The organism is Rhodanobacter sp. B2A1Ga4 (genome assembly GCF_018101315.1).
GTDB classification, from domain to species: domain Bacteria; phylum Pseudomonadota; class Gammaproteobacteria; order Xanthomonadales; family Rhodanobacteraceae; genus Rhodanobacter; species Rhodanobacter thiooxydans_A.
Genome location: NZ_JADBJR010000001.1, coordinates 1,437,125 through 1,457,140 on the forward strand (window position 1 = coordinate 1,437,125; position 20,016 = coordinate 1,457,140).

General features: G+C 68.2%; 19 protein-coding genes. All 19 read right to left on the bottom strand.

The window, feature by feature from the left end; genetic code table 11:
• Nucleotides 1–12 precede the first annotated feature (12 nt).
• Nucleotides 13–510, bottom strand: a complete 498-nt coding sequence (locus IMW82_RS06820; RefSeq protein WP_211004313.1) for a flagellar basal body-associated FliL family protein — start codon at nucleotides 508–510, stop codon at nucleotides 13–15.
• A 269-nt stretch (nucleotides 511–779) separates the two neighbouring features.
• Nucleotides 780–1,913: a flagellar hook-length control protein FliK gene (locus IMW82_RS06825; protein WP_211004088.1), complete on the bottom strand. Its 1,134-nt coding sequence runs from the start codon at nucleotides 1,911–1,913 to the stop codon at nucleotides 780–782.
• Nucleotides 1,914–2,016: 103 nt separating this feature from the next.
• The gene (fliJ, locus tag IMW82_RS06830) at nucleotides 2,017–2,442 is read right to left on the bottom strand and encodes a flagellar export protein FliJ (protein ID WP_108470729.1); all 426 of its coding nucleotides are present in this window, start codon (nucleotides 2,440–2,442) and stop codon (nucleotides 2,017–2,019) included.
• Nucleotides 2,439–3,806 carry a flagellar protein export ATPase FliI gene (gene fliI / locus IMW82_RS06835; protein WP_108470730.1) on the bottom strand — a complete coding sequence of 456 codons (1,368 nt, stop codon included), beginning with the start codon at nucleotides 3,804–3,806 and terminating at the stop codon, nucleotides 2,439–2,441. The genes fliJ and fliI overlap by 4 nt, the downstream gene beginning before the upstream one ends.
• Nucleotides 3,803–4,432 (bottom strand): flagellar assembly protein FliH, encoded by a 630-nt coding sequence (locus IMW82_RS06840; RefSeq protein ID WP_108470731.1) that lies wholly within the window; start codon nucleotides 4,430–4,432, stop codon nucleotides 3,803–3,805. Before IMW82_RS06840 ends, fliI begins: the two co-directional genes overlap by 4 nt.
• Complete coding sequence (gene fliG / locus IMW82_RS06845) at nucleotides 4,432–5,448, bottom strand: flagellar motor switch protein FliG (RefSeq protein WP_108470732.1); 1,017 nt, start codon at nucleotides 5,446–5,448, stop codon at nucleotides 4,432–4,434. The genes IMW82_RS06840 and fliG overlap by 1 nt, the downstream gene beginning before the upstream one ends.
• Complete coding sequence (gene fliF, locus IMW82_RS06850) at nucleotides 5,438–7,141, bottom strand: flagellar basal-body MS-ring/collar protein FliF (protein WP_108470733.1); 1,704 nt, start codon at nucleotides 7,139–7,141, stop codon at nucleotides 5,438–5,440. Before fliF ends, fliG begins: the two co-directional genes overlap by 11 nt.
• A gap of 47 nt (nucleotides 7,142–7,188) precedes the next feature.
• Nucleotides 7,189–7,515 (bottom strand): flagellar hook-basal body complex protein FliE, encoded by a 327-nt coding sequence (gene fliE / locus IMW82_RS06855; protein WP_211004089.1) that lies wholly within the window; start codon nucleotides 7,513–7,515, stop codon nucleotides 7,189–7,191.
• Between the two features lie 135 nt (nucleotides 7,516–7,650).
• Entirely contained in the window at nucleotides 7,651–9,075 is a 1,425-nt protein-coding gene (locus IMW82_RS06860; protein WP_345777118.1) for a sigma-54-dependent Fis family transcriptional regulator, read from the bottom strand.
• Between the two features lie 348 nt (nucleotides 9,076–9,423).
• Complete coding sequence (locus IMW82_RS06865) at nucleotides 9,424–10,023, bottom strand: PilZ domain-containing protein (RefSeq protein WP_108470736.1); 600 nt, start codon at nucleotides 10,021–10,023, stop codon at nucleotides 9,424–9,426.
• Between the two features lie 78 nt (nucleotides 10,024–10,101).
• Nucleotides 10,102–10,386 (bottom strand): flagellar protein FliT, encoded by a 285-nt coding sequence (locus IMW82_RS06870; RefSeq protein ID WP_234411263.1) that lies wholly within the window; start codon nucleotides 10,384–10,386, stop codon nucleotides 10,102–10,104.
• On the bottom strand, nucleotides 10,383–10,793 hold the full coding sequence (gene fliS / locus IMW82_RS06875) for a flagellar export chaperone FliS (RefSeq protein ID WP_211004091.1): 411 nt from the start codon (nucleotides 10,791–10,793) through the stop codon (nucleotides 10,383–10,385). The genes IMW82_RS06870 and fliS overlap by 4 nt, the downstream gene beginning before the upstream one ends.
• 11 nt (nucleotides 10,794–10,804) lie before the next feature.
• Nucleotides 10,805–12,199, bottom strand: a complete 1,395-nt coding sequence (fliD, locus tag IMW82_RS06880) for a flagellar filament capping protein FliD (RefSeq protein WP_108470738.1) — start codon at nucleotides 12,197–12,199, stop codon at nucleotides 10,805–10,807.
• A 64-nt stretch (nucleotides 12,200–12,263) separates the two neighbouring features.
• Complete coding sequence (locus IMW82_RS06885) at nucleotides 12,264–13,691, bottom strand: flagellin (protein WP_108470739.1); 1,428 nt, start codon at nucleotides 13,689–13,691, stop codon at nucleotides 12,264–12,266.
• A gap of 125 nt (nucleotides 13,692–13,816) precedes the next feature.
• Nucleotides 13,817–15,016, bottom strand: coding sequence for a flagellar hook-associated protein FlgL (flgL, locus tag IMW82_RS06890; RefSeq protein WP_108470740.1), 1,200 nt, complete (start codon nucleotides 15,014–15,016; stop codon nucleotides 13,817–13,819).
• Nucleotides 15,017–15,019: 3 nt separating this feature from the next.
• Nucleotides 15,020–16,894, bottom strand: a complete 1,875-nt coding sequence (flgK, locus tag IMW82_RS06895; RefSeq protein ID WP_108470741.1) for a flagellar hook-associated protein FlgK — start codon at nucleotides 16,892–16,894, stop codon at nucleotides 15,020–15,022.
• A gap of 72 nt (nucleotides 16,895–16,966) precedes the next feature.
• Entirely contained in the window at nucleotides 16,967–18,043 is a 1,077-nt protein-coding gene (flgJ, locus tag IMW82_RS06900) for a flagellar assembly peptidoglycan hydrolase FlgJ (RefSeq protein WP_108470742.1), read from the bottom strand.
• Nucleotides 18,044–18,059: 16 nt separating this feature from the next.
• Nucleotides 18,060–19,136, bottom strand: coding sequence for a flagellar basal body P-ring protein FlgI (locus tag IMW82_RS06905; RefSeq protein WP_244754244.1), 1,077 nt, complete (start codon nucleotides 19,134–19,136; stop codon nucleotides 18,060–18,062).
• Between the two features lie 182 nt (nucleotides 19,137–19,318).
• The gene (gene flgH, locus IMW82_RS06910; protein WP_108470959.1) at nucleotides 19,319–20,008 is read right to left on the bottom strand and encodes a flagellar basal body L-ring protein FlgH; all 690 of its coding nucleotides are present in this window, start codon (nucleotides 20,006–20,008) and stop codon (nucleotides 19,319–19,321) included.
• Nucleotides 20,009–20,016: the final 8 nt, after the last annotated feature.

Here is a 20,016-nt window from a genome sequence, read left to right on the forward strand (position 1 = left end):
GCGGCCTCTTCGTCACTGCATCACGAAACTGGTGAAGTACAGCGCGTCGACGCCGGGCCGGCCGAGCCGCGCCTTGACGATCTTGCGCACGGCGGTCAGCGCATCGGCCTGCAGCTTCTGGCGCCCGGCGGCATCGCCGATGATCGCGAAGTCCTGGTTGCTGAACAGCGCCACCAACGCATCGCGGATCACCGGGTCGGCCGCCTTGGCCACCTCGATCGCCGCGGGGTCATGCGACATCAGGGTGACCCCGACCTGCAGGTAACGCAGCGATTCGGCGTCGCGGAAATTCACCACGAAGGCCGGGTCCAGCGGCAGGTAGAGTTCGGCCTGGGCAATCTTCGGCGTCGACTTGCCGGCCTTGCCCGGCACGGACTGGCGCGACTGCCATGCATAGCCACCGATGCCCAGTGCCAGCAGCAGCACCGACACCGCGATCACCAGCGGCTTGCGGCTCTTGCGCTCGGGCGTGGCATCGGCCACCTCGCCAGCTTGTTCCTCGTCGACCATGAAAACCTCGATCTGCAGATAGTTGAAAGGCATGTGCAGTGCACGTGCCTTGCATCAAAAGCAAACCACGTGCCATCGGCGGAAAGTGTTGCCCCAGCTGGTTCCGCGGCGGATGCGCCACGCACGCGGCGCTTTCTTGACGCCCGCCGGTGCATCGACGCGACGCGATCACGGCGGGCCGCTCCGCACGCGACAATCCACCGGCCGGTGCCGCGGCGAAGCCATCGCGCGGGCGTCAGGCTGGTGCAGGGAACCGGGGCGAACGGGACTCAGGCGAACGCGTCGAGCAGGCCGACCTTGCCCAGCATCGACGGCATGCCACCGTGGACGTCGGTGATTTCGTCCAGCGCGGCCGTGCCACCGCCTTCGGCATGGCCGCGGCGGTCGCCGCGATCATGCTGGCCGACTTCGGCATGGCCGAGCGAAAGGCCGTGCCGCGCCAGCATCTGGTCCAGTTGCGGCAGGCTCTGCTGCACCGCCGGGATCGCTGCCGCGTGCTGTGCGCTGAACACCACGTCGACACGCCCGTGGTTCACGCTGACGCTGACGTCGAGCGAGCCCAGCTCCTCGGGGTGCAGGCGGATTCGCGCCTGCTTGATGCTCTGCCCGCCCAGCCAGGCCACCTGCTGGCCCAGGTCCTGGGCGAACGAGGGACTCCCCGGCGACGCCGGCAGTTGCAGCTGATGCGGTGCCGCCGGTGCCGTGGTGGCAGCGGGTGGGGCCGGCAGCGCCATCGCCATCAGCAAGCCGCGTCCCTCCGCTGAATCCTTGTCGGCGGCGGTCGAAGCCGGCAGGGCGGTGGCTGCCATCGCTGGCAGGCTGGCTGCCAGCGGCAGCGTGCCGGCAGGCGCGGCGCCCGGACTGCCGACGCTGTCGAGCTGAAACATGGTGACAGTCCCGACACCGCCGGCCACGGCTTTGCCGGCCGACCCCGACGAGCCGGCGCCCACACCGGCGTGGCCGGTTGCCGGTTGCAGCGCAGCCGCCACCGACGAGCCCAGCAGGGCGAGCATGGCGGCGGCCACGGCGGGCGCTGGCTGGCCGTCCGGCTCGTTCTTGTCTGCGTGCGCGGTTGTCGCCGACGCGACCGTCCCGGCCGCCGGCACGCTCACGGGTGTTGCCGGCGGCAATGCCGGCGACGTGCCCGGATCAGCCGGTCGGGCAGTAACCGGCTGCCGGTCCGTCGATAGCGATGTTGCCGGCATGCGCTTGCCGTCATCCTGGTTGCCCGGTGCATCGTCCGTGTTCCTGGCGTCATGCTGCTGTCGCGCGACGTGCAACTGGCTGTCGAACTCGTTCGCCGCGCCGTTGCCGGCACTGTCGCGCAGCTCGCCCGCGGTGGTGGATCGCGGCCCTGCGGTGGCGACGGGTCCGGTAGCGGTGGCGGTGACGGGAGCGCTCATGGCGGGGGCCATCCTTCTGTCATGGATGCACGTGCGGCCGGCCACGCAAGGTGCGGCAGGGTAGCGCAGGGGCGGGGCGGCAGCGGCGAGGCGAGCGGAGCTTTCATCGCAGTCGCCGGTATTGCATGCGTTCGTCGACCTCGGCCTGCTCGTGGCGGTCCGCGGCCCGGCGTTCTTCTTCGCGGTGCTGTGCGACCACGCTGACCAGCGCGCTTTCGCGAGCATGCGCACGCCGCCAGTGATCGCGCACCTGCACCAGCTGGCGGTCCTGCCGGGCCACCTCGGCCTCCTGCTGCACGATCGCCCGGTCGATCCGTTCCACGAACTGCTGTCGGTTGAGCAGTGCCGTCACACTCTGCGCGCCATCGCCGGCAGCCGCGTACTCCAGCCGGTAGCGGTGCAGCTCGCTGAGCTGGTGCTCTGCCCGGGCCAGCGCCTGCTGCTGTACCGCCAGCTGCGTCAGCGCGTCTTCGCTGCGCTGCCTGGCCTGCTCCACCGCGGGCTCCAGCTGATGTGCGCGCGAACTCATCCGGCCACCTGCCCGGCGAGGGCATCGAGTGTTTCGATCGCCATTTCCAGCGTCATCGGCTCGTCGACTTCCTGCTGCAGGAAGGCGCGCAGTTGCGGCCACAGCTCGATCGCCTGGTCGACCTGCGGGTCGGAGCCTTTCTGGTACGCGCCCACCGCGATCAGGTCGCGCTGCTGGCGGTAGGCGGAATAGACCTGGCGGAAGCGCTGCGCCGCGCGCAGGTGTTCGCGCGCCACCACCGCCGGCATCACGCGGCTGATCGATGCCTCGATGTCGATCGCCGGGTAGTGGCCGGCTTCGGCGAGGTCGCGCGACAGCACGATATGGCCGTCCAGGATCGCGCGTGCCGCGTCGGCAATCGGGTCGTGGCGATAATCGTCACCCTCGGTCAGCACGGTATAGAACGCGGTGATCGAGCCGCGCCCGTCGGCGTCGTTGCCGGCGCGCTCGACCAGCGCCGGCATCATCGCGAACACCGATGGCGGGTAACCCTTGGTCGCCGGCGGCTCGCCGATCGCCAGCGCGATCTCGCGCTGCGCCTGCGCGTAGCGGGTCAGCGAATCCATCAGCAGCAGCACGCGCTGGCCGCGGTCGCGGAACCATTCGGCGATCGCCGTGGCGTACTGCGCGCCGCGCAGGCGCTTGAGTGGCGGCGCGTCGGCCGGCGCGGCGACGATCACCGCGCGCCGCCGCCCTTCCTCGCCCAGCGTGTGTTCGACGAATTCCTTCACTTCGCGGCCGCGCTCGCCGATCAGGCCGACCACCACCACGTCGGCGTTGGTGTAGCGGGTCATCATGCCGAGCAGGGTCGACTTGCCCACGCCGGAACCGGCGAACAGGCCCAGCCGCTGGCCGCGGCCGACGGTGAGCAGCGCGTTGATCGCGCGCACGCCGACGTCCAGCGGCGCGTCGATCGGCTTGCGCGCCATCGGGTTGATCGGTTCGCGCTTGAGCGCGGCGTGCTCGTCCGACTCCAGCGGACCGAAGCCGTCCAGCGGCACGCCATCGGCGCCGACCACCCGGCCGAGCAAGCCCATGCCAACCGGCAGGCCGCCGCTGCGCGCGTACGGGCGCACCCGCGCATTCGGCAGCACGCCGTGCATGTCGCCCACCGGCATCAGCAGCAGGCGCTCGTCGGCGAAGCCGACCACCTCGGTCTCCAGCGTGGCGCCGTCGGCCGTGTCGACCAGGCAGCGCGCGCCGAGCGCGGCCTCGCAGCCTTCCGCTTCCAGGGTCAGGCCGACCACCCGGCGCAGGCTGCCCTCCACCACCAGTGTGCGCTGCGCTTCGGCCCGCGCGCTGCGGCGCGCCAGCTGCCGTTGCCAGCGCGTCTGCCGGGCAGCGGCGACGGCGTCGATACTCATGCGCCGGCCACTCCGTCAGCGGCATCCTCGCCCAGTACGGCATCGATCATCGCCGCCAGGCGGGTTTCCACCCGCGCGTCCAGTCGCGAACGTTCGCTCTCCAGACGGCAATCGCCGCGGCTCAGCGCGGGATCGGCCAGCAGTTGCCAATGACTTTCGGCTGCGCCCGATTCGCGCAGCAAGGCCAGGTCGGCCGGATGCAGGTGCACGCGCAATTCGCGCGTGGCGGCCGGCAACGCGGCGGCAGCCTGGCGCACCGCCTGGATGACCAGCGCGGGCGACAACTGCAGCTCGTGCGCAATCACCCGCTGCGCCACGACCATGGCCAGCCGCGCCAGCTCCTGCCCGGTCTGCTCGTCGAGAACCTGCAGCGGGCGCGCCGCCGCGTCGTACAGCGCGTTGAGCTCGGCCATGCGCTGGCGCAGCTGCTGCTGCGCCGCCGCCGCGCCTTCGGCGTGGCCCGCCGCGTAACCTTCTTCGCGCGCCTGCTGCTCGAGCGCCGCCAGCTCGCGCACGGTCGGCTGTGGCATCGCATTGGCTGCCGGCGTCACAGTCGGCCGGGTGCCCACGTTCGGCAGCTCCCAGCGCTGGAACTCCGCCGCCACGTCGTGGATGCTGGCAGCCATCAGACGAATTCATCCCCACCGGAAGCGAGGCTGAGCTGGCCGGCGTCGGAAAGCTTGCGGGCGATGCCCAGCACTTCCTTCTGCGCCGCGTCCACTTCGCTCAGGCGCACCGGCCCCTTCACTTCGAGGTCGTCACGCATCATGTCGGCGGCGCGCTTGGACATGTTGGCGAAGATCTTCTCGCGCACCTCCGGCTCGGCACCCTTCAATGCGGTGATCAGGGTGCCCGACGGCACCTCGCGCAGCAGGGTCTGCATGCCGCGGTCGTCCAGCTCGGCGAGGTCCTCGAACACGAACATCAGGTCTTCGATGCGCCCGCCCAGGGCATCGTCCTGGCTGCGGATGGCGGTCATCAGCTCGGTTTCGCGGCTGGTTTCCATCGCGTTGAGGATGTCGGCGGCGGCCTTCAGCCCGCCCACGCTGGCGGACTTGAGTTTCTTGGTGTTGCCGGAGAACTGGCGCTCCATGATCTCGTCCAGCTCGTTCAGCGCATGCGGCTGCACGCCGTCGAGCGTGGCGATGCGCATCACCGCGTCGGAGCGCACGCGCGGCGGCAGGTAGCCGATCACCTCGGCGGCCTGGTCCGGCTCCAGGTGCGCCAGCACCAGCGCGATGATCTGCGGGTGCTCCTGGTTGATCATCTCGGCGATCGCGCGGCTCTCCATCCACTTCAGCGACTCCAGCCCCTTGCTGGAGCGCCCGAGCAGGATGCGGTCGATCAACCCGCCGGCCTTGGTCTCGCCCAGCGCGTTGGTGAGGATCTTGCGGATGTATTCCTCGGTGCCGACGCCCAGCGAGGTCTGCTGGCCCATGTCCTGGTTGAGCCGGGCCAGTGCGTGCTCGACATGCTCGCGCGAGACGCTGGTGAGCCCGGCCATCGCGGTGCCGACTGCCTGCACGTCGCGCGCACTCAAGTGCTTGAGCACCTCGGCGGCATCCTGCTCACCCAGCGTCAGCAGCAGGATTGCCGCGCGCTGTGCACCATTGACGGGCGCATCGGAACGATTAGTTGCCATCTTCGCTCACCCAGTTCCTCACGACTTGCGCCACTTGTTTGGAGTTTTCGCCGACCATCCGCCGGGCCTGGCCGACGCGCTGCTCGTAGGAAAGCGTCGGCATGGCACCGCCGAGCCGGGCCGGTTCGTTCGCGGCCGGCTCGTCGTCGACGCGCACCGAGATCTGCGGCATCGGCGAGGGCAGCGCGCGCGTCGCCGGCTCGCCGCGCAGCAGGCCCTTCAGCAGCGGGCGCAGCAGGCCGAACGCCACCAGCAGTGCGATCAGCACGCCGGCGCCCTGCTTGAACAGGTCAAGTACGCCGGGCCGGCCCCACAACGGGGTTTCCGGCAGCGCCTCCGGTGCCGCGCCGCGCTGGAACGCCTGGTTCACCACGCTGACGCTGTCGCCGCGGGCGGCATCGAAGCCGACCGCATTCTTGGTCAGCTCGGTCAGGTGCTGCAGTTCCTGCGTGCTGAACGGCACGCTCTTGGGCGCCGCCGCCGGTTCGTCGGCACTGGCGTCCGGGCTGGCGGGACTGGCCAGCTTGTCGTCCAGCACCACCGCCACGGTCAGCCGGGCCAGCCGCCCCGCCGGATCGCTGACGTGGCTGATGGTGCGGTCCAGTTCGTAGTTGCGGGTGGCGCTGCTGGAATTTTCGCCCGGGTTGCCGGCGGTTGCCGTGGCCGTCGCTGTGGCGGCCTTGCCGGCATCGGGCCTGGCCGCGGTGGGCTGCGCCACCGTGGCCGGCGGCTGGTTGCTGAGTGCGCCGGGCACGCCGCCGCCGGCGGCATCGGCGCCGTGTTGCTCGCTGCTGGTCTGCTCGCTGCGCAGCGCCGGGTGGTCGTGGCCGAACGTCTCGGTCGCTTTCTCGGTGCGGCTGAAATCCAGGTCGGCATGCACCTGCGCGTGCACCCGGCCGGGACCGACCAGCGGCATCAGCAATTCCTCGATGCGCTGGGCGTAGGTGTTCTCGATCCGCGTGGCGATGCGCAGGCGGTTGTCGCCCACCGCGCCCGGGCTTTCCGGGTCGGTGGTCAGCAACTGGCCCTGCTGGTCGATCACCGAAACCTGGCGCGCTTCCAGGTTCGGCACGCTGGCCGCCACCAGGTGCACGATCGCCGCCACCTGGCCGGCGTCGAGCTGGCGGCCCGGGTACAGCGTGACCAGCACCGAGGCGCTGGCTTCGCGATTGTCGCGGATGAAGGCGGAGGGTTTCGGCAGCGCCAGGTGCACGCGCGCGGCGCGCACCGACTGCAGTCCGCCGATGGTGGTGCCCAGGTCGGCTTCCAGCAGTTGCTGGTAGCGCGTGCGCTCGGCCAGGTCGCTCATGCCGAACGGCGAGTCAGTGGCTGGCAGCGCACTGCTGCTGGCGCTGCCCTGCGGCAGGCCCTTCGCGGCCAGCTTCAGTCGCAGCGCGGCCAGGTCAGCGGCCGGCGCCATGATCGACGAGCCGTCGCTGTTCAGCTGGTAGGGCGTGTTGCCCGCCTGCAGTTCCTGCGTGATCGCCGAGGCGTCCTTCTGCTCCAGCCCGGCGTACAGCAGCCCGTAGTTCGGGCCGCGCGACCACAACACCACGGCCACGCCCAGCGCCACCGCCGCGGCCACCGCCACCAGCAGCACGAGCTGCCGCGTCGCCGGGTTGCGGGCGAGCTGCTTGAAGGGGTCCAGGCGCGTACCGTTGTTGGCGGTCGTCGCGATGGCGTTGTCGGCCATGCTGCTGCTCTTTGGCTAGGGGGCGGAACCGGTTCGGCGCATGTGCGTCAGACCGGCATGTTCATGATTTCCTTGTAGGCGTCGACCAGCTTGTTGCGCACCTCGACCACGGTGCGCAGCGACAGATCGGCCTTCTGCACCGCGATCATCGTGCGGCCAAGGTCTGCGCCGGGATCGCCACGCTCGAAGCTCGCCGCCATGCGGCCAGCTTCCAGCTGGCTGCGGCCCACGGCGGACAGCGACTGCTTGAGCACGTCGGAGAAATCGGCCTGCCCGATGCTGGTCGCCGGCTTCACCGCCGCTTCCGGCGCACGCACCTGCGCGGTCATCTGGCGCATCTGGGACAGCAGGTTGTTGACGTCGATGGTGCTCATCGCGATGCGTCCTCATGACGGATTCCCGACGCGTGACGGGATTTCAAGTGAGTGGTTGCACGAGGCGTGCCATTGGGGGCGCCGTGGGTTGCCCCCTCCCTTGCGGACAAGCAGGGCAGGAGCCAATCCCGACGCTCACGCCGCCAGGCTGTTCTGCAAGCCGTACTTGCGCAGTTTTTCCACCAGCGTGGTGCGTTGCATGTGCAGCAGGCGCGCGGCATGCGCCACCACGCCGCCGGTGACGTCGAGCGCCTGGCGGATCAGCCCCACTTCGATGTCGGCCAGGTGATCCTTCAGGTCCAGACCCTGCTCCGGCAGCGTGCGCAGCGCCTCGGCCACCGGCTGCAGACCGGCTTCGCGCGGCGGCAGCTCGTCGTCCATCAGCGCCAGCAGCGCAGCGCCATGCACTTCGTCGACGGCCTGCTGGCCGCGGTACTTCTTCGGCAGGTCGCTGCCGCGCACCTCGCCGTGCGGGAACAAAATCGCCATGCGCTCGACCAGGTTGGAAAGCTCGCGCACGTTGCCCGGCCAGGCATGCGTGCGCAGCGCCTGCATCGCGCCGGCGCTGAAGCGCACCACGCCCAGCCCGCGGCGGGCGAGGCGCTGGTTGAACTCGGCCACCAGCACCGGCAGGTCGTCCAGCCGCTCGCGCAGCGACGGCAGTTCGAGCGGGAACACGCTGAGCCGGTAGAACAGGTCCTCGCGGAAGCGGTCGCTGGCGATCGATTCTTCCAGGTTGCGGTGGGTGGCAGCAATGATGCGCACATCGCAGCGCATCGTCTTGCTGCCGCCGACCCGCTCGTAGGCGCGCTCCTGCAGCACGCGCAGCAGCTTCACCTGCATCGGCAGGCTCATGTCGCCGACCTCGTCGAGGAACAACGTGCCGCCTTCGGCCATTTCGAAACGGCCCTTGCGTGCGCTGATCGCGCCGGTGAAGGAACCCTTCTCGTGACCGAACAGTTCACTCTCCAGCAGTTCCGCCGGAATCGCCCCGCAGTTGATCGCCACGAAGGGCTTGTCGCGGCGCGGCGAATGCTCGTGGATCGCCCGCGCCACCATTTCCTTGCCGGTGCCCGACTCGCCCAGCACCAGCACGGTGGAGTCGAACGGCGCGACCTGGCGGATCAGCGCGTTGACGCGCAGCATCGACGCCGCGTTGCCGACGAAGCGCAGCGCGCCGGACTGGCCGCCGAGCAGCCGCGCATAGATGTTGCGCATGGCCTCGGCCATCTTCTCGTAGCGCAGCGGGAATGCCAGCGTGGCCATCCGTGCGGCAAACGGCGATGCCGGCGCGCTGAAGCGCTCGAGCCAGGGTGAATCGCCGGCCAGCAACACCGGTACGTGCGACGCCGCGGCACCCAGCAGGGCGAACTGGCGCTCCGCCTCGGCGTCGTCGTCGATGCTGCCGATGTACACGGCGCGCCATGCGTGGGTGGATTCATCCGTCCCGCTGCAGGCGGCGCCGCGTTGCGGCCGGTAGCCCAGGAAGTGAAGTGCCGAAAGCACGGAGTCCACACGCGCCTCATCGGATTCGATGACCAGGAAGTCGAATTTCTGCACTGCTTTCTCCTTACCACACTGCTTATTTGGCGGCCCCATGCTTCCAGCGGGAACGCTTTTTCATCGATGCCGGGCTTCCGTTGCCGGCCTGATGAACCATAAGCAATTAGGAGGCCAATGTTTCCGGCCAGCGTGGTGACAAAATGTCACCTGTCGGAAAAACCACCACCACCGCATCGACAAATAGGCGCAACCATGTTCCCTAACTGCATGAAACATGGATGGTTTGCGCGGCGTTCGCGGCATGGCCTTGCGCACATGCCAAATGTGACCGACGTGGAGAGAAGCGCCGGCGGGGTTTCGCAATTGCGAACTGCATCACATCTGATGCATCGACCAGGTCGCCCCTCACACCACCGGCTGGCGTGCCCCTGCCACTTTGCGTCGGTGATGGCGGAAAACCAGACGCTCAATTGCGTCACTCAGTGCATCGCCCAATGGCGCAAAAATCACGAACACTCGACCATCGTCGAATTGACGCTGCACCTGTGCGGCGAGTTCGAGCGGCAGGCTGCGGCACAGGTCGAAACGGATGCGCAGCAGCAGGCCGCCGCCGGCCGGCGCCAGGCCCGCGGGCAGGATCGCGCCGATCGCATTGAAGCGCAGCAGTTGCCGCGGTGGCAGCACGCTGCCGGGTACCAGCAGGTTGTTGACGATCTCCACCAGCACGGTGAGCTTGGCGTCCATCCGCAGCATTTCCTGCATCAGCGGGCTGTCGTCTTCGCCGCTGTCGGCGCGACGCTCTTCCAGCGCGGCGATCGCGGCCAGCACGTTCGCGTTGCGTTCGGCCAGCTGCTGCAGCAACGCCGGCGACGGCGGCCAGGCCAGCGGCTCGCAGTCGGCATGCAGGCTCTCCTCGCAGCTGACCCGATGCTCGAAATCGTCCCAGCCGGCCGCCGCGGCGCTATCCGATGGGGTACTGCCCGAGGGTGTGCTGTCTGAGGTCATGGCGTGGCTCCGCGACGCGGTGATGCCGAACCGCCACGCCGGCGGCTTTCGGCGATGGAACTCAGCAGCCGCGACCCGTCACGGCTGCGCGTAGGCGGCGATCGCGCGGGCGCGATCGGTTTCCCGCTGCCATTGCTCGGCCGCCGAGTTCCGCGCGCTGCCGACGATCGTCTGCAGCTGGCGATCGTACGCCAGAATCTCGTCCAGCCGGGCCAGGCTGTCCGGGTCGGACGCATGCCGGCGCAGCAGCAACGGCTCGCGCTCGGCCTCCAGCTCGATCAGCCGCGACCATTCCTGCGCATGCGCGGCGGTCAGCATGCTGCGGGTCAGCTGCAGCGCGAGTTCCAGCACGTCCGTGCTCACGCGCCAACCCCAGGCTGGACGACGACGGCGGGGGCGATCTTCACCCAGCTGTCGCGGATCGGCTGCAGCAGGTTGCTGACCTCGTCGATCAGGTTGGCGTCGTCGCGCAGGTTGGCCTGCAGCAGGCGGCGGCTCATGTAGTCGTAGAGCGAATCCAGCCGCTCGACCATTGCCGGATCAACCTTGGCATCGAGGCTGTCGCGCAAGCCGCCGAGGATCTCGATGCAGCGCGTTATCGCCTCGCCCTTCGCCGCAACCTCGCCGCGCAGCATGTGCGCACGCGCCTTCACCAGTCGCTCCAGCGCGCCGTCCATCAGCAGCGTGATCAACCCGTGCGGGTCCGCCGATTCCACGCCGCCGTGCGAACGGACCCGTTGATAGGCGCCTGCGCCGTAGCCGAATGCCATGATCGTCTCCCTTACTTCTTGTTGCTGTTGTTGAGCGCGTCGAACTGCTGCTGCAGGTAAGTGCTGGTGCTGTTGAGCTTGCTCATCAACGTATCCAGTGCGGTGAACTGCGCCTGGTAGCGTGCGGTGAGATCATCCATGCGGCTATTGAGTGTGGTCTGCTGGTTCGACAGGTCCTTCAACTGTTCGCTGAGGCTGGTGGTGCGCCCGGCCAGCAGGCCGGAATCACCGACCCAGGTGTTCAATGACGTGTTCAGCTTGGCGGCGAATCCGCCAGTGCCGGCAAACAGGTTGCCGACGGTCTTGCCGCCATCGGACAACGCCGTGGCCAGCTTGCTGCTGTCCAGCTTCAGGGTGCCGTCCACCTGCAGCGAGATGCCGATGGATGACAGCGTCGTGCCGTTCGCGGTGCCGCCGACAATGCTCGACAAGGTGCTGTTGATGCTGTTCAACGTGGCATCGCCGATCATCGCGCCAGCGGTTCCGCTGGTGGCGTCGTACCTGGTGAGGTTCTGGTAGATGCCCACGAAGCTGTTGTACGTACTGACCAGGTTGGTCAGCGCGCTGGTCGCCTTGGAGGAATCATTAGACACGCTGAGCGTGCTGCTGCCGACCTTGATGAGATTGAGCGTAAGCCCGTCGATAGCGGAGCTGACGGTATTGCTGGCACTGCTGGCGGACAGTCCGTCGATGGTGTAATTCGCGTCGCTGGCCGCATTGATCACGCTCAGCGCATTGCCACTTGTGGCAGCTGCGTCGTAGTTCAACGCGGCAAGGCCGCCATCGCCACCACTGCTGCTTACCGTGAAACTGTTCGCCGCACCGGTTTGCGTACCACTCAGCACCAGATGCGCACCATCGCTGCCGGTGACGATGGTCGCTGACACACCAGGGTTGTCACTGGCCTTGTTGATCGCATCGCGCACCGCGGCGAGCGAGTTGTTGGTGCTGTCGAGCGTGAGGCTCATCGACTTGCCCGCCACCGCGAGGGTGAGCGTACCGGTACCGACCGCGGTGCTGGCGCTGGCGAACGCTCCGGAAGACGCCTTCAACGAACTGGCCAGCCTGGTTACCGCGATGTTGTAGCTGCCGCTGACGGCGGTGCCGTCGCTGCCGGCGCCAAGGACCGTGGTGTCGCTGCTGGTCACGGTGCGACTGGCGAACGCACTGCCGTCGGTAAGCGAAGCCATCGCCGACTGCAGCGCGGAAAGCGCGGCGCCGACCTGGCCCAGCGCGGAAAGCTGGGTATTGGCAACCTGGGCCTGGTTGGTGATCTGGTCCTGCTGCGGCGCTTTTTTGGCGGCCACCAGCTTGTCGACCAGCGAGGCCACATCGAGTCCGGAACCCACGCCCAGTGAAGTCAGCAAACCCGTGGTCGGTGTGGTGGAGCCAACGGTGATTGCCATGAGCGGGTTTCCTCAAAATGGAGGAAACGGCCGCCATGCCTGGCGGCCGTTTCGGGTCAAGCTGTTAACCGAGCAGTTTCAGCACGCTCTGGGTGGAGGCGTTGGCCTGCGCCAGCACCGAGACACCGGCCTGCTGCAGGATGTTGGCGCTGGACATGTTCGCGGTTTCCGCGGCGAAGTCGGCATCCTGGATCTGGCTGCGCGACGCGCTCAGGTTCTGCGAAATGGTCTGCAGGTTGGCGATGGTGGAGCTGAAGCGGTTCTGCACCGCGCCGAGGTTGCTGCGCATCCCGCTGACTGTCGCCAGCGCCGCGTCGATGCGGTTGATGGTGGAGTTGGCGCCGTCCACGGTCAGCACGTTCGCCGATGCCAGAGTCTTCGTGGTGTCGAGCGCGATATTCGCCGAGAAGCCGATGTCGGCCGACTGCGAACCCGAGAACGTGATGGCGGATGCAGCGCTCAGCGTGAGCTTCCCGTAGGTATCCGTGACCATGCCTGCTGCCAGGCCACCCGTGGCGCCGCCGCCTACCGTCTGAGTGACGTTGATATCACGGCCATCGACAGTCGACAGGGTCATGTTGCCACCAGCGTCCACACTGGCGGTCACTCCGGTCTGGGTGGAGTAGGCGTTGATCTGCGCGACCACCTTGTCGCCCGTCAACGCACCGCCCGAGGTATCCGTACCTGCGGCATAGATATCCTGACCGTTGATGTTCAACGCGTAGGTATTGCCGGCAGCGCCACCGGTACTGGTGAAGGCGCCGCTGACCGAGTTGCTGGCCGTGGCGGTCAAACCGGAAACATTGGACGCGTTGATCGCTGCGGCTTTCGCGTACGCACTTCCGGCGCCTTGCCCGGCCGAGGGGCCGGCCACCGAGGCCGCGATATTGGTGACTGCACCGGTGCCCACCTGGATTTTCAGGTTGCTAGCCACGAGCGCGCTGGTCGTTACGGCGCCGCCGGTTCCGGTGGCAAGCGAACCCATCTGATCGGCACGCGCGCCCTGGCTCAGGTTCACCGAAATCGTTTCACCGACGTTGGCACCGACCTGGAACGCGGCATTGCCGAAGCTGCCGTCCAGCACATGGCGGCCGTTGAAGCTGGTCTGGGTGGAGATACGGGTGATTTCCGCCAGACGCTGCTGCACTTCGGCGTCGAGCGCGGCGCGGTCGCTGTCGGAGTTGGTGGCGTTGGCCGACTGCACCGCCAGGGTGCGGATGCGCTGCATGTTGTTGGTCACCTCGTTCAGCGCCGACTCGGTGGTCTGCGCCAGCGAGATGCCGTCGTTGGCATTGCTGACCGCCTGGTTCAGGCCGTTGATCTGGGTGGTGAAGCGGGTCGAGATGGCGAGACCGGCGGCGTCGTCCTTCGCGCTGTTGATGCGCATGCCGGAGGACAGACGCTCGATCGCGGTGGCGAGCTTGCTCTGCGAGGTGGCCAGGTTTTTCTGGGCATTCAGCGAGCTGATGTTGGTGATGACGCTCATGACCATGGGAATTCTCCGAATCGGGGTGGTGTGCCGATGTGAGTCGGCTCAGACAATCCGGCGGGGATTCACCATTGAATGCATCCGCCTTGTGAACTGTTTCGACCCACCACACCGAAACTTGAGTCTTGTCAACGCAAATAATCGAACAATTTCGAACCCTGGATTTTCGTGAACGTCTGCTGCGCCGCCTGCAGCGCCGTGGTCTGCGCGCCAAGCTGGCTGATCGCGTCGTAGTAGTTCAGATCCTGCACGTTCGACAGCGCGCTCTTGTACTGCAGGGTCAGGTCGTCGTTGAGTCCACTCTGCTGGTCGAGCGCATTCATGCGCGCACCGACCATGCCGCGGGTACGTGTGATCGTGTCGATCGCCTGGTCGAGATTCGCGAACTGCGTGTTGATGCTGTTCTGCATGTCGGCGCCGCCGCCGGGCTGGCGCAGCGTATTGATGATGTTGTCCAGCGTGGTGAATACGTCCTGTTTGGCGGACGCGCCCAGCGAGAAGGTGTCGCCTGCGCCGGGCTCGCCGCTGAATGCCACCTGCGCGCCATGGAAGGTGATGTTGCCGCCGCCGGTTGCGTCATAGCTGCCGCTGTCCAGCACCGTGCCGGCGCCGTCGCGTACTTCATACGCATCGGCGGCGGTGAACACGATGCTGTAGCTGCCACCGTCCCACGCCGAGGGATTCGCATTGGGATCGCTGACGCTGCTGGCGCCGGCTACCGCGCTGCCCGTATTCGCCGCGCTGGCGCTGATCGCGAACTTGCCGTTGCCGGTGGGAATATCGGCGAACACCGCACTGCCCGGATCGCCGGTAGCCACCTGCAGGCCGGGGCCGGCGGCGACCATGCGCTGACCGTCGTCGCCCAGGTAGCTCACGCCGTCCTGCGAAGCGAACGGCGCAGTGCCGGTGCGGTTGCCGGCAAACAGGTAGTCGCCCTGGCCGTCCTTGCTGTTGGCCTGGCCGAGCAACTGCTGGCGCAACTGCACCATCTCCGCGGCGATGTCGCCGCGCGTCTCGTCGGTCTGCGAGCCGTTGGCAGCCTGCAGCAGCAGTGTGCGCACGCGGCCCAGCACGCCGCTGACGTTGGACAGGGTCTGGTCTTCCAGCCCCAGCCGCGCGTTCGCCGTGGTGATGTTGCGCTGGTACTGCGCACTGTCGGCGCCGAGATGGGTCAGCTCCAGCGCACGCGCTGCGCCTACCGGATCGTCGGATGGCTGATTGATGCGCTTGCCGGTGCTCAACTGGATGTTGAGGTCGGACAGGTCGCCCTGCCGCTCCAGCATGCTGCCGACGGATTGCTGCTGCATCCAGCTGGTAGAGACGCGCATGGCTTACCCCTTCACGGCGCTGAGCAGCGCGCCGAAGATGTTGTTGGCGGTACTGATGACTTGCGCGGAAGCCTGGTAGGCCTGCTGGTAGCGCAACAGGTTGGCGGCCTCCTCGTCCAGGTTCACGCCGGAGACGCTCTGCTGCGAACTCATCGCCTGGTGGTACACCGCGGTCTGCGTGCTCAGGTCGTCGTTGGCCAGCGCGCCGGCGCTACCGACCTGGCTGACCAGCTGGCTGTAGGCGCGGCCGGTGCTGGTGACGCCGCCGTCGAGCACGCCCAGATTGGCGACCTTGCCCAGCATCAGCGCGTTGCTGTTGTCGCCCTGCGCATTGCTGTTGGCCTGCACGCCGAAGCTGTCGCCGGCCTGCGGTGCGCCGCTGAGCTGCATGCTCCAGCCGTTGTGGGTGATCGGCTGGCCCGGGGTGAAGGCCTGCGCCGGGCCGCCATCGATGCTGTAGCTGGTGGTCGAGGCGAATACCACGGAGCTGGCGTTGAACAGGTTGGCGTCGCTGCCATTGCTGATGCTGACGCCGGGTGCCGCCGTGCCGGTGTTGCCTGCCGCGGCGGTGGCCTTGAGCGGTGCGGCAGCGGCGATCTTGTCGGGATCGTCGATCGCCACCGAGAAACTCGCGGCGGCGTCGCGGCTGGGCTGCACGCGAAAACTGTCGCCGGCACTAGCGCTGCCACCCACCACCAGGCTCAGCCCGGCAGCGATGAACGGATCGGCGCCGGTGCCGCTGCCGGCCAGCGCGACGCTGTTGCCGTTGGTGTCGCGCATGCTCCAGTTGCTGCCGTCGTAGCTCAGCACATAGTCCTTGCCGGTCAACGCGCCAATGTTGCCGATGGCGGCATCCAGCGTGCCGCTGCCGCTGTTGCTGCTGGCCGCCTGCACGGTCGGACCGGCGACATCGAAGAACGCACCGCCAAGCTTGCCCTGCAGGTCTGCACCCTGCGCATGCTGCGCATTGAACGCGCTGGCCAACGCCTGCGCGCTTCGACCCAGCTGGTTCTGCGCGGGATCCAGCACGTTGCCGCGAAAATCCAGCAACGCACCCAGGGTCCCGCCGCCGATGCGTCCGCTCAGCACCGCACCCGAGTCCGCGCCCACCACTTCCTTGCGGGTGGCGTCGTAGGCGTTGGCTGCGGTGCCCAGCGCATGCGCCTCGGTGCCAGTGACTAGCGCCTGGCCGTTGCCCACGAACACGCTGATGGTGTTGTCGTTCTGCGGCACCACGCTGATGCCGACCTGGCCAGCCAGCTTCTTCACCAGCGCATCGCGCTGATCGAGCAGGTCGGCCGGCGGGGTGCCATCGGTGGCCTGCGAGGAGCGGATCAGCCCGTTCAATTTGGCGATCGAGCGGCTGTCGCTGTTGATCGCGTCGACGGCGTCGCCGATCTGTTGTTGTACTTGGCCGGAGAGCTGGTTGAACTGGCCGGACAGCGCGCGGAAGGTGCTGGCCAGCCCGCCCGCGCGGGCCAGCAGCACCTGCCGCGAGGCCGCGTCCGACGGCGCGTTGGCCATGTCCTGCACCGCGCCGAAGAAGCTGTCCAGCGAGGTCTGCAGGTTGCTGCTGCCGGAAAGCTGGTCGTTGAGCTGGCCGGTGAGGCTGGCCATGCTGCTGGCGCGCCCCTGCGCGGACGTGGCCGACCACAGCGAGCTGTTCAGGAACTGGCTGTAGGCACGCTGCACCGCCACGGTATTGACGCCGGTGCCAACGTAGTAATTGGCCTGTCCTTCGGGCAGCCGGGCGCCGAACGACACCAGCTGGCGGCTATAGCCATCGGTGTTCGCATTGGCCACGTTGTGGCTTACCGTACTGAGCCCGATCTGCGCGGCAAGCAGCCCGGACACGCCAGTCGAAAGCATGTCAGCCATGAATCATCCTCGACACCTGGATCGCCGCCGGAACGGCACGGTATGTGGTCACGGTAACGGCCGCACGGGCGTTCACTTGAATTCACCCGACGAGCGGAGTGTCGCCAGCGCCTCGCGCATCTGCGGGCTGTTGGCGATCGCGGTGATCTTGGCCGCGTACGACGGGTCGGTCGCGTAGCCGCCGTGTACCAGCGCCCGCGCGAAGCCGGCGATGTTCTCGCCCTGGCCCAGCGCCTGCGCGTAGCGCGGACTGTCGGCCAGCAGGCGGGCGTAATCGGCGAACGAATCGGCCGGCGAGTCGTAGGCGCGGAACTGGTCGCGTCGACGCACCGCCACGCCGTTCTCGTATTCCAGCGTGGGCACGCTGACCTTGTCGCCGTCCCAGCTGCTGCCGGCCTTGATGCCGAACAGGTTGAAGCTGCTGCTGCCGTCGCCGTGGCTGGGCAGGTGAGCGCCCCAGCCGGTTTCCAGCGCCGCCTGCGCCAACAGCGCGCGCACCGACACGCCGAGCTTCTTCGCGGCCAGCTCGGCATGCGGCGCCAGCGCGCGGACGAAACCCACCGGGTCACCGCCCGGCAGCAGCTTCGCCGCGGTGTCGGCCACGTCGAGCGCGCCTTGCGCCATGCGGTCGAGCGCCTGGCGCCACGCCGAGCCGGCATCGGCGGTCGAGGGCCTCGCCATGATGCCGCTGCTGCCAGCCGTGCCGTCGGCGCCGTCCGCAGCAGCATCGTCGGCACCCAGCTGCAGCAGGGCGCGCACGTTGGCGTTGGTCACGTCGGCGACGGGTGCCGGCAACGGGCCATGGACATTGCCGGCGGCCACATGCGGCTTGCCGCCGAGCTGGCGCACCAGCATCTTCGCGATGCCGAGGCCGTTGCGGCCATTGGCCAGGCTCAGCGACAGCTGCTGGTCGAACATGTCGCGATACGAATCGACCTGCTCGCTGCCGGCGATGTCGCTGCCCATGCTGGCATTGGCGTCGCGCATCGACTTCAGCATCATCTGGGTGAAGATCGCCTCGAACTGCTTGGCCACCGCCGGCAGCGCACTCTTGCCGCCGTCGCTGCGCGCCTGCGCACGCAACTGCTGGAAGCCGGACAGTTCGGTCCAGGTATCGAGCGCGCGCGATGGGCTGTTGATCGGCGTCATGGTCCCGTCACTCAGGTCAGATCACCACGAGGTCGGCATGCAGCGCGCCAGCCTGCTTCAGCGCCTGCAGGATCGAGATCAGGTCGCTCGGCGTGGCGCCGACCTGGTTCACCGCGCGCACGATGGTATCCAGGCTCACGCCGGGGCCGAACTTGAACATATGCGCGCCTTCTTCGCTGACCTGCACGCTGCTGCTGGGCACGATCGCGGTCTGCCCACCACGGCTGAACGGCGCGGGCTGGCTGACCTGCGCCTGCTCGCTGATGGTGACCTGGATCGCGCCATGCGCCACCGCGGCGGCGCTGACCCGCACGTCCGAACCGATCACCACGGTGCCGGTACGCGAATTCACCACGATCCGCGCCGGTGCGTCGCCCGGCTGCACGTCGAGGTTCTGGATCGCGCCCAGCCACGCCACTTTCTGCGCCGGGTCCTGCGGGCCGCGTACCGACACGGTCCCACCATCCACCGGCTGCGCGGTGCCAGCCCCGTAGGCATGGTTGATCGCGGTGGCGATGCGCGCGGCGGTGGTGAAGTCGGCGGTGTTGAGGTTCAGCATCAGGTCACCGCCGCCGGCGAACGAGGAGGCCACCACGCGTTCCACCGAGGCGCCGTTGGGGATGCGCCCGCTGGCGGAGATGTTCACCTGCACGCTGGAGCCGCTCTTGCCCTGCGCGCTGATTCCGCCTACCACCACGCTGCCCTGCGCCACCGCGTAGACGTTGCCGTCCGCGCCGCGCAACGGCGCCATCAGCAACTGGCCGCCGCGAATGCTCTTGGCGTTGCCGATCGAGGCCACGGTGACGTCGATGGTCTGGCCGGGCTTGGCGAACGGCGGCAGGTCCGCCGTGACCATCACCGCCGCGGCGTTCTTCAGCTGCGGCCGCGCGCTGGCCGGCACGGTGATGCCGAACTGCTGCAGCATGTTCTCCAGGCTTTGCGTGGTGAACGGTGCCTGCGTGGTCTGGTCGCCCGAACCGTCCAGGCCCACCACCAGACCGTAGCCGATCAGCTGGTTGCTGCGCACGCCGGCGACCTGCACCAGGTCGCGGATCTTGACCGCGTGGGCGGGGGCAACAACGCCGAGCAGCAACACCAGCAGTGCGGCGACGATGCCCCTCCCCCTGCTTGCAGGGCGAGGCTGGCGACCGAAGGGGAGTCCTTCAGGTGAGGGGGTAGCGCCTTTGACGTCAAGATGAAGAGCACCCCACCCCAACCCTCCCCTGCGAGCAGGGGAGGGAGCAGAAACATGCGACGTGGCGTTCATGGTGCTCATCAGAACGGCATCCACTTGGAATTGAAGAAGCGCGACAGCCAGCCGCGCGAGTTCGCGTCGGCCAGCGTGCCGCGGCCGGTGTAGCTGATCCGCGCGTCGGCGACGCGGGTGGATGGCACCACGTTGTCCTGGCCGATGTCCTGCGGGCGCACGATGCCGGAGATGCGCACCAGTTCCTGGCCCTGGTTGATGGTCAGCCACTTCTCGCCGCGCACCAGCAGGTTGCCGTTGCTGAGGCGCTGCGCCACGGTAACGGTGATCTGCCCGGTGAGCTGGTTGCTCTGCGTGCTGGAGCCGGCGCCGTCGAAGCTGCGCTCGCCGTCCAGCCCGATGTTCGCCAGCTTGCCGCCGATCGACAGGTTCTGGCCGAGCACGGTGGGCGAGGCGATCTTGGCCTTGTCGGTCTTGCTGGTGCTGGTGGTGGCCTTCTTGCTGGCCTGGGTGCTCTCGACCAGCGCCACGGTGAGGATGTCGCCCACGCGGTGCGCGCGCGGGTCGGTGAACAGCTCCATGTTCTGCTGGTCGTGATAGATCGAGCCGTCGGCCTGCGCCGGCGCGACCTGCGGCGCGGGCGGCGGCGTCGGCGCCCACTCGGCATCGTCGTGCGCGCGCGGGCCGCTGGCGCAGCCTGCCAGCACGGCCAGCACGGCCAGCACGAACAACACTAAGGGATAGCGACGAACGGACATCATGGCGC

Coding starts and splice junctions, on each gene's coding strand:
- IMW82_RS06820 (WP_211004313.1), bottom strand. CDS start 510: ATGGTCGACGAGGAACAAGCTGGCGAGGTGGCCGATGCCACGCCCGAG.
- IMW82_RS06825 (WP_211004088.1), bottom strand. CDS start 1,913: ATGAGCGCTCCCGTCACCGCCACCGCTACCGGACCCGTCGCCACCGCA.
- fliJ (WP_108470729.1), bottom strand. CDS start 2,442: ATGAGTTCGCGCGCACATCAGCTGGAGCCCGCGGTGGAGCAGGCCAGG.
- fliI (WP_108470730.1), bottom strand. CDS start 3,806: ATGAGTATCGACGCCGTCGCCGCTGCCCGGCAGACGCGCTGGCAACGG.
- IMW82_RS06840 (WP_108470731.1), bottom strand. CDS start 4,432: ATGGCTGCCAGCATCCACGACGTGGCGGCGGAGTTCCAGCGCTGGGAG.
- fliG (WP_108470732.1), bottom strand. CDS start 5,448: ATGGCAACTAATCGTTCCGATGCGCCCGTCAATGGTGCACAGCGCGCG.
- fliF (WP_108470733.1), bottom strand. CDS start 7,141: ATGGCCGACAACGCCATCGCGACGACCGCCAACAACGGTACGCGCCTG.
- fliE (WP_211004089.1), bottom strand. CDS start 7,515: ATGAGCACCATCGACGTCAACAACCTGCTGTCCCAGATGCGCCAGATG.
- IMW82_RS06865 (WP_108470736.1), bottom strand. CDS start 10,023: ATGACCTCAGACAGCACACCCTCGGGCAGTACCCCATCGGATAGCGCC.
- fliS (WP_211004091.1), bottom strand. CDS start 10,793: ATGGCATTCGGCTACGGCGCAGGCGCCTATCAACGGGTCCGTTCGCAC.
- fliD (WP_108470738.1), bottom strand. CDS start 12,199: ATGGCAATCACCGTTGGCTCCACCACACCGACCACGGGTTTGCTGACT.
- IMW82_RS06885 (WP_108470739.1), bottom strand. CDS start 13,691: ATGGTCATGAGCGTCATCACCAACATCAGCTCGCTGAATGCCCAGAAA.
- flgL (WP_108470740.1), bottom strand. CDS start 15,016: ATGCGCGTCTCTACCAGCTGGATGCAGCAGCAATCCGTCGGCAGCATG.
- flgK (WP_108470741.1), bottom strand. CDS start 16,894: ATGGCTGACATGCTTTCGACTGGCGTGTCCGGGCTGCTTGCCGCGCAG.
- flgJ (WP_108470742.1), bottom strand. CDS start 18,043: ATGACGCCGATCAACAGCCCATCGCGCGCGCTCGATACCTGGACCGAA.
- flgH (WP_108470959.1), bottom strand. CDS start 20,008: ATGTCCGTTCGTCGCTATCCCTTAGTGTTGTTCGTGCTGGCCGTGCTG.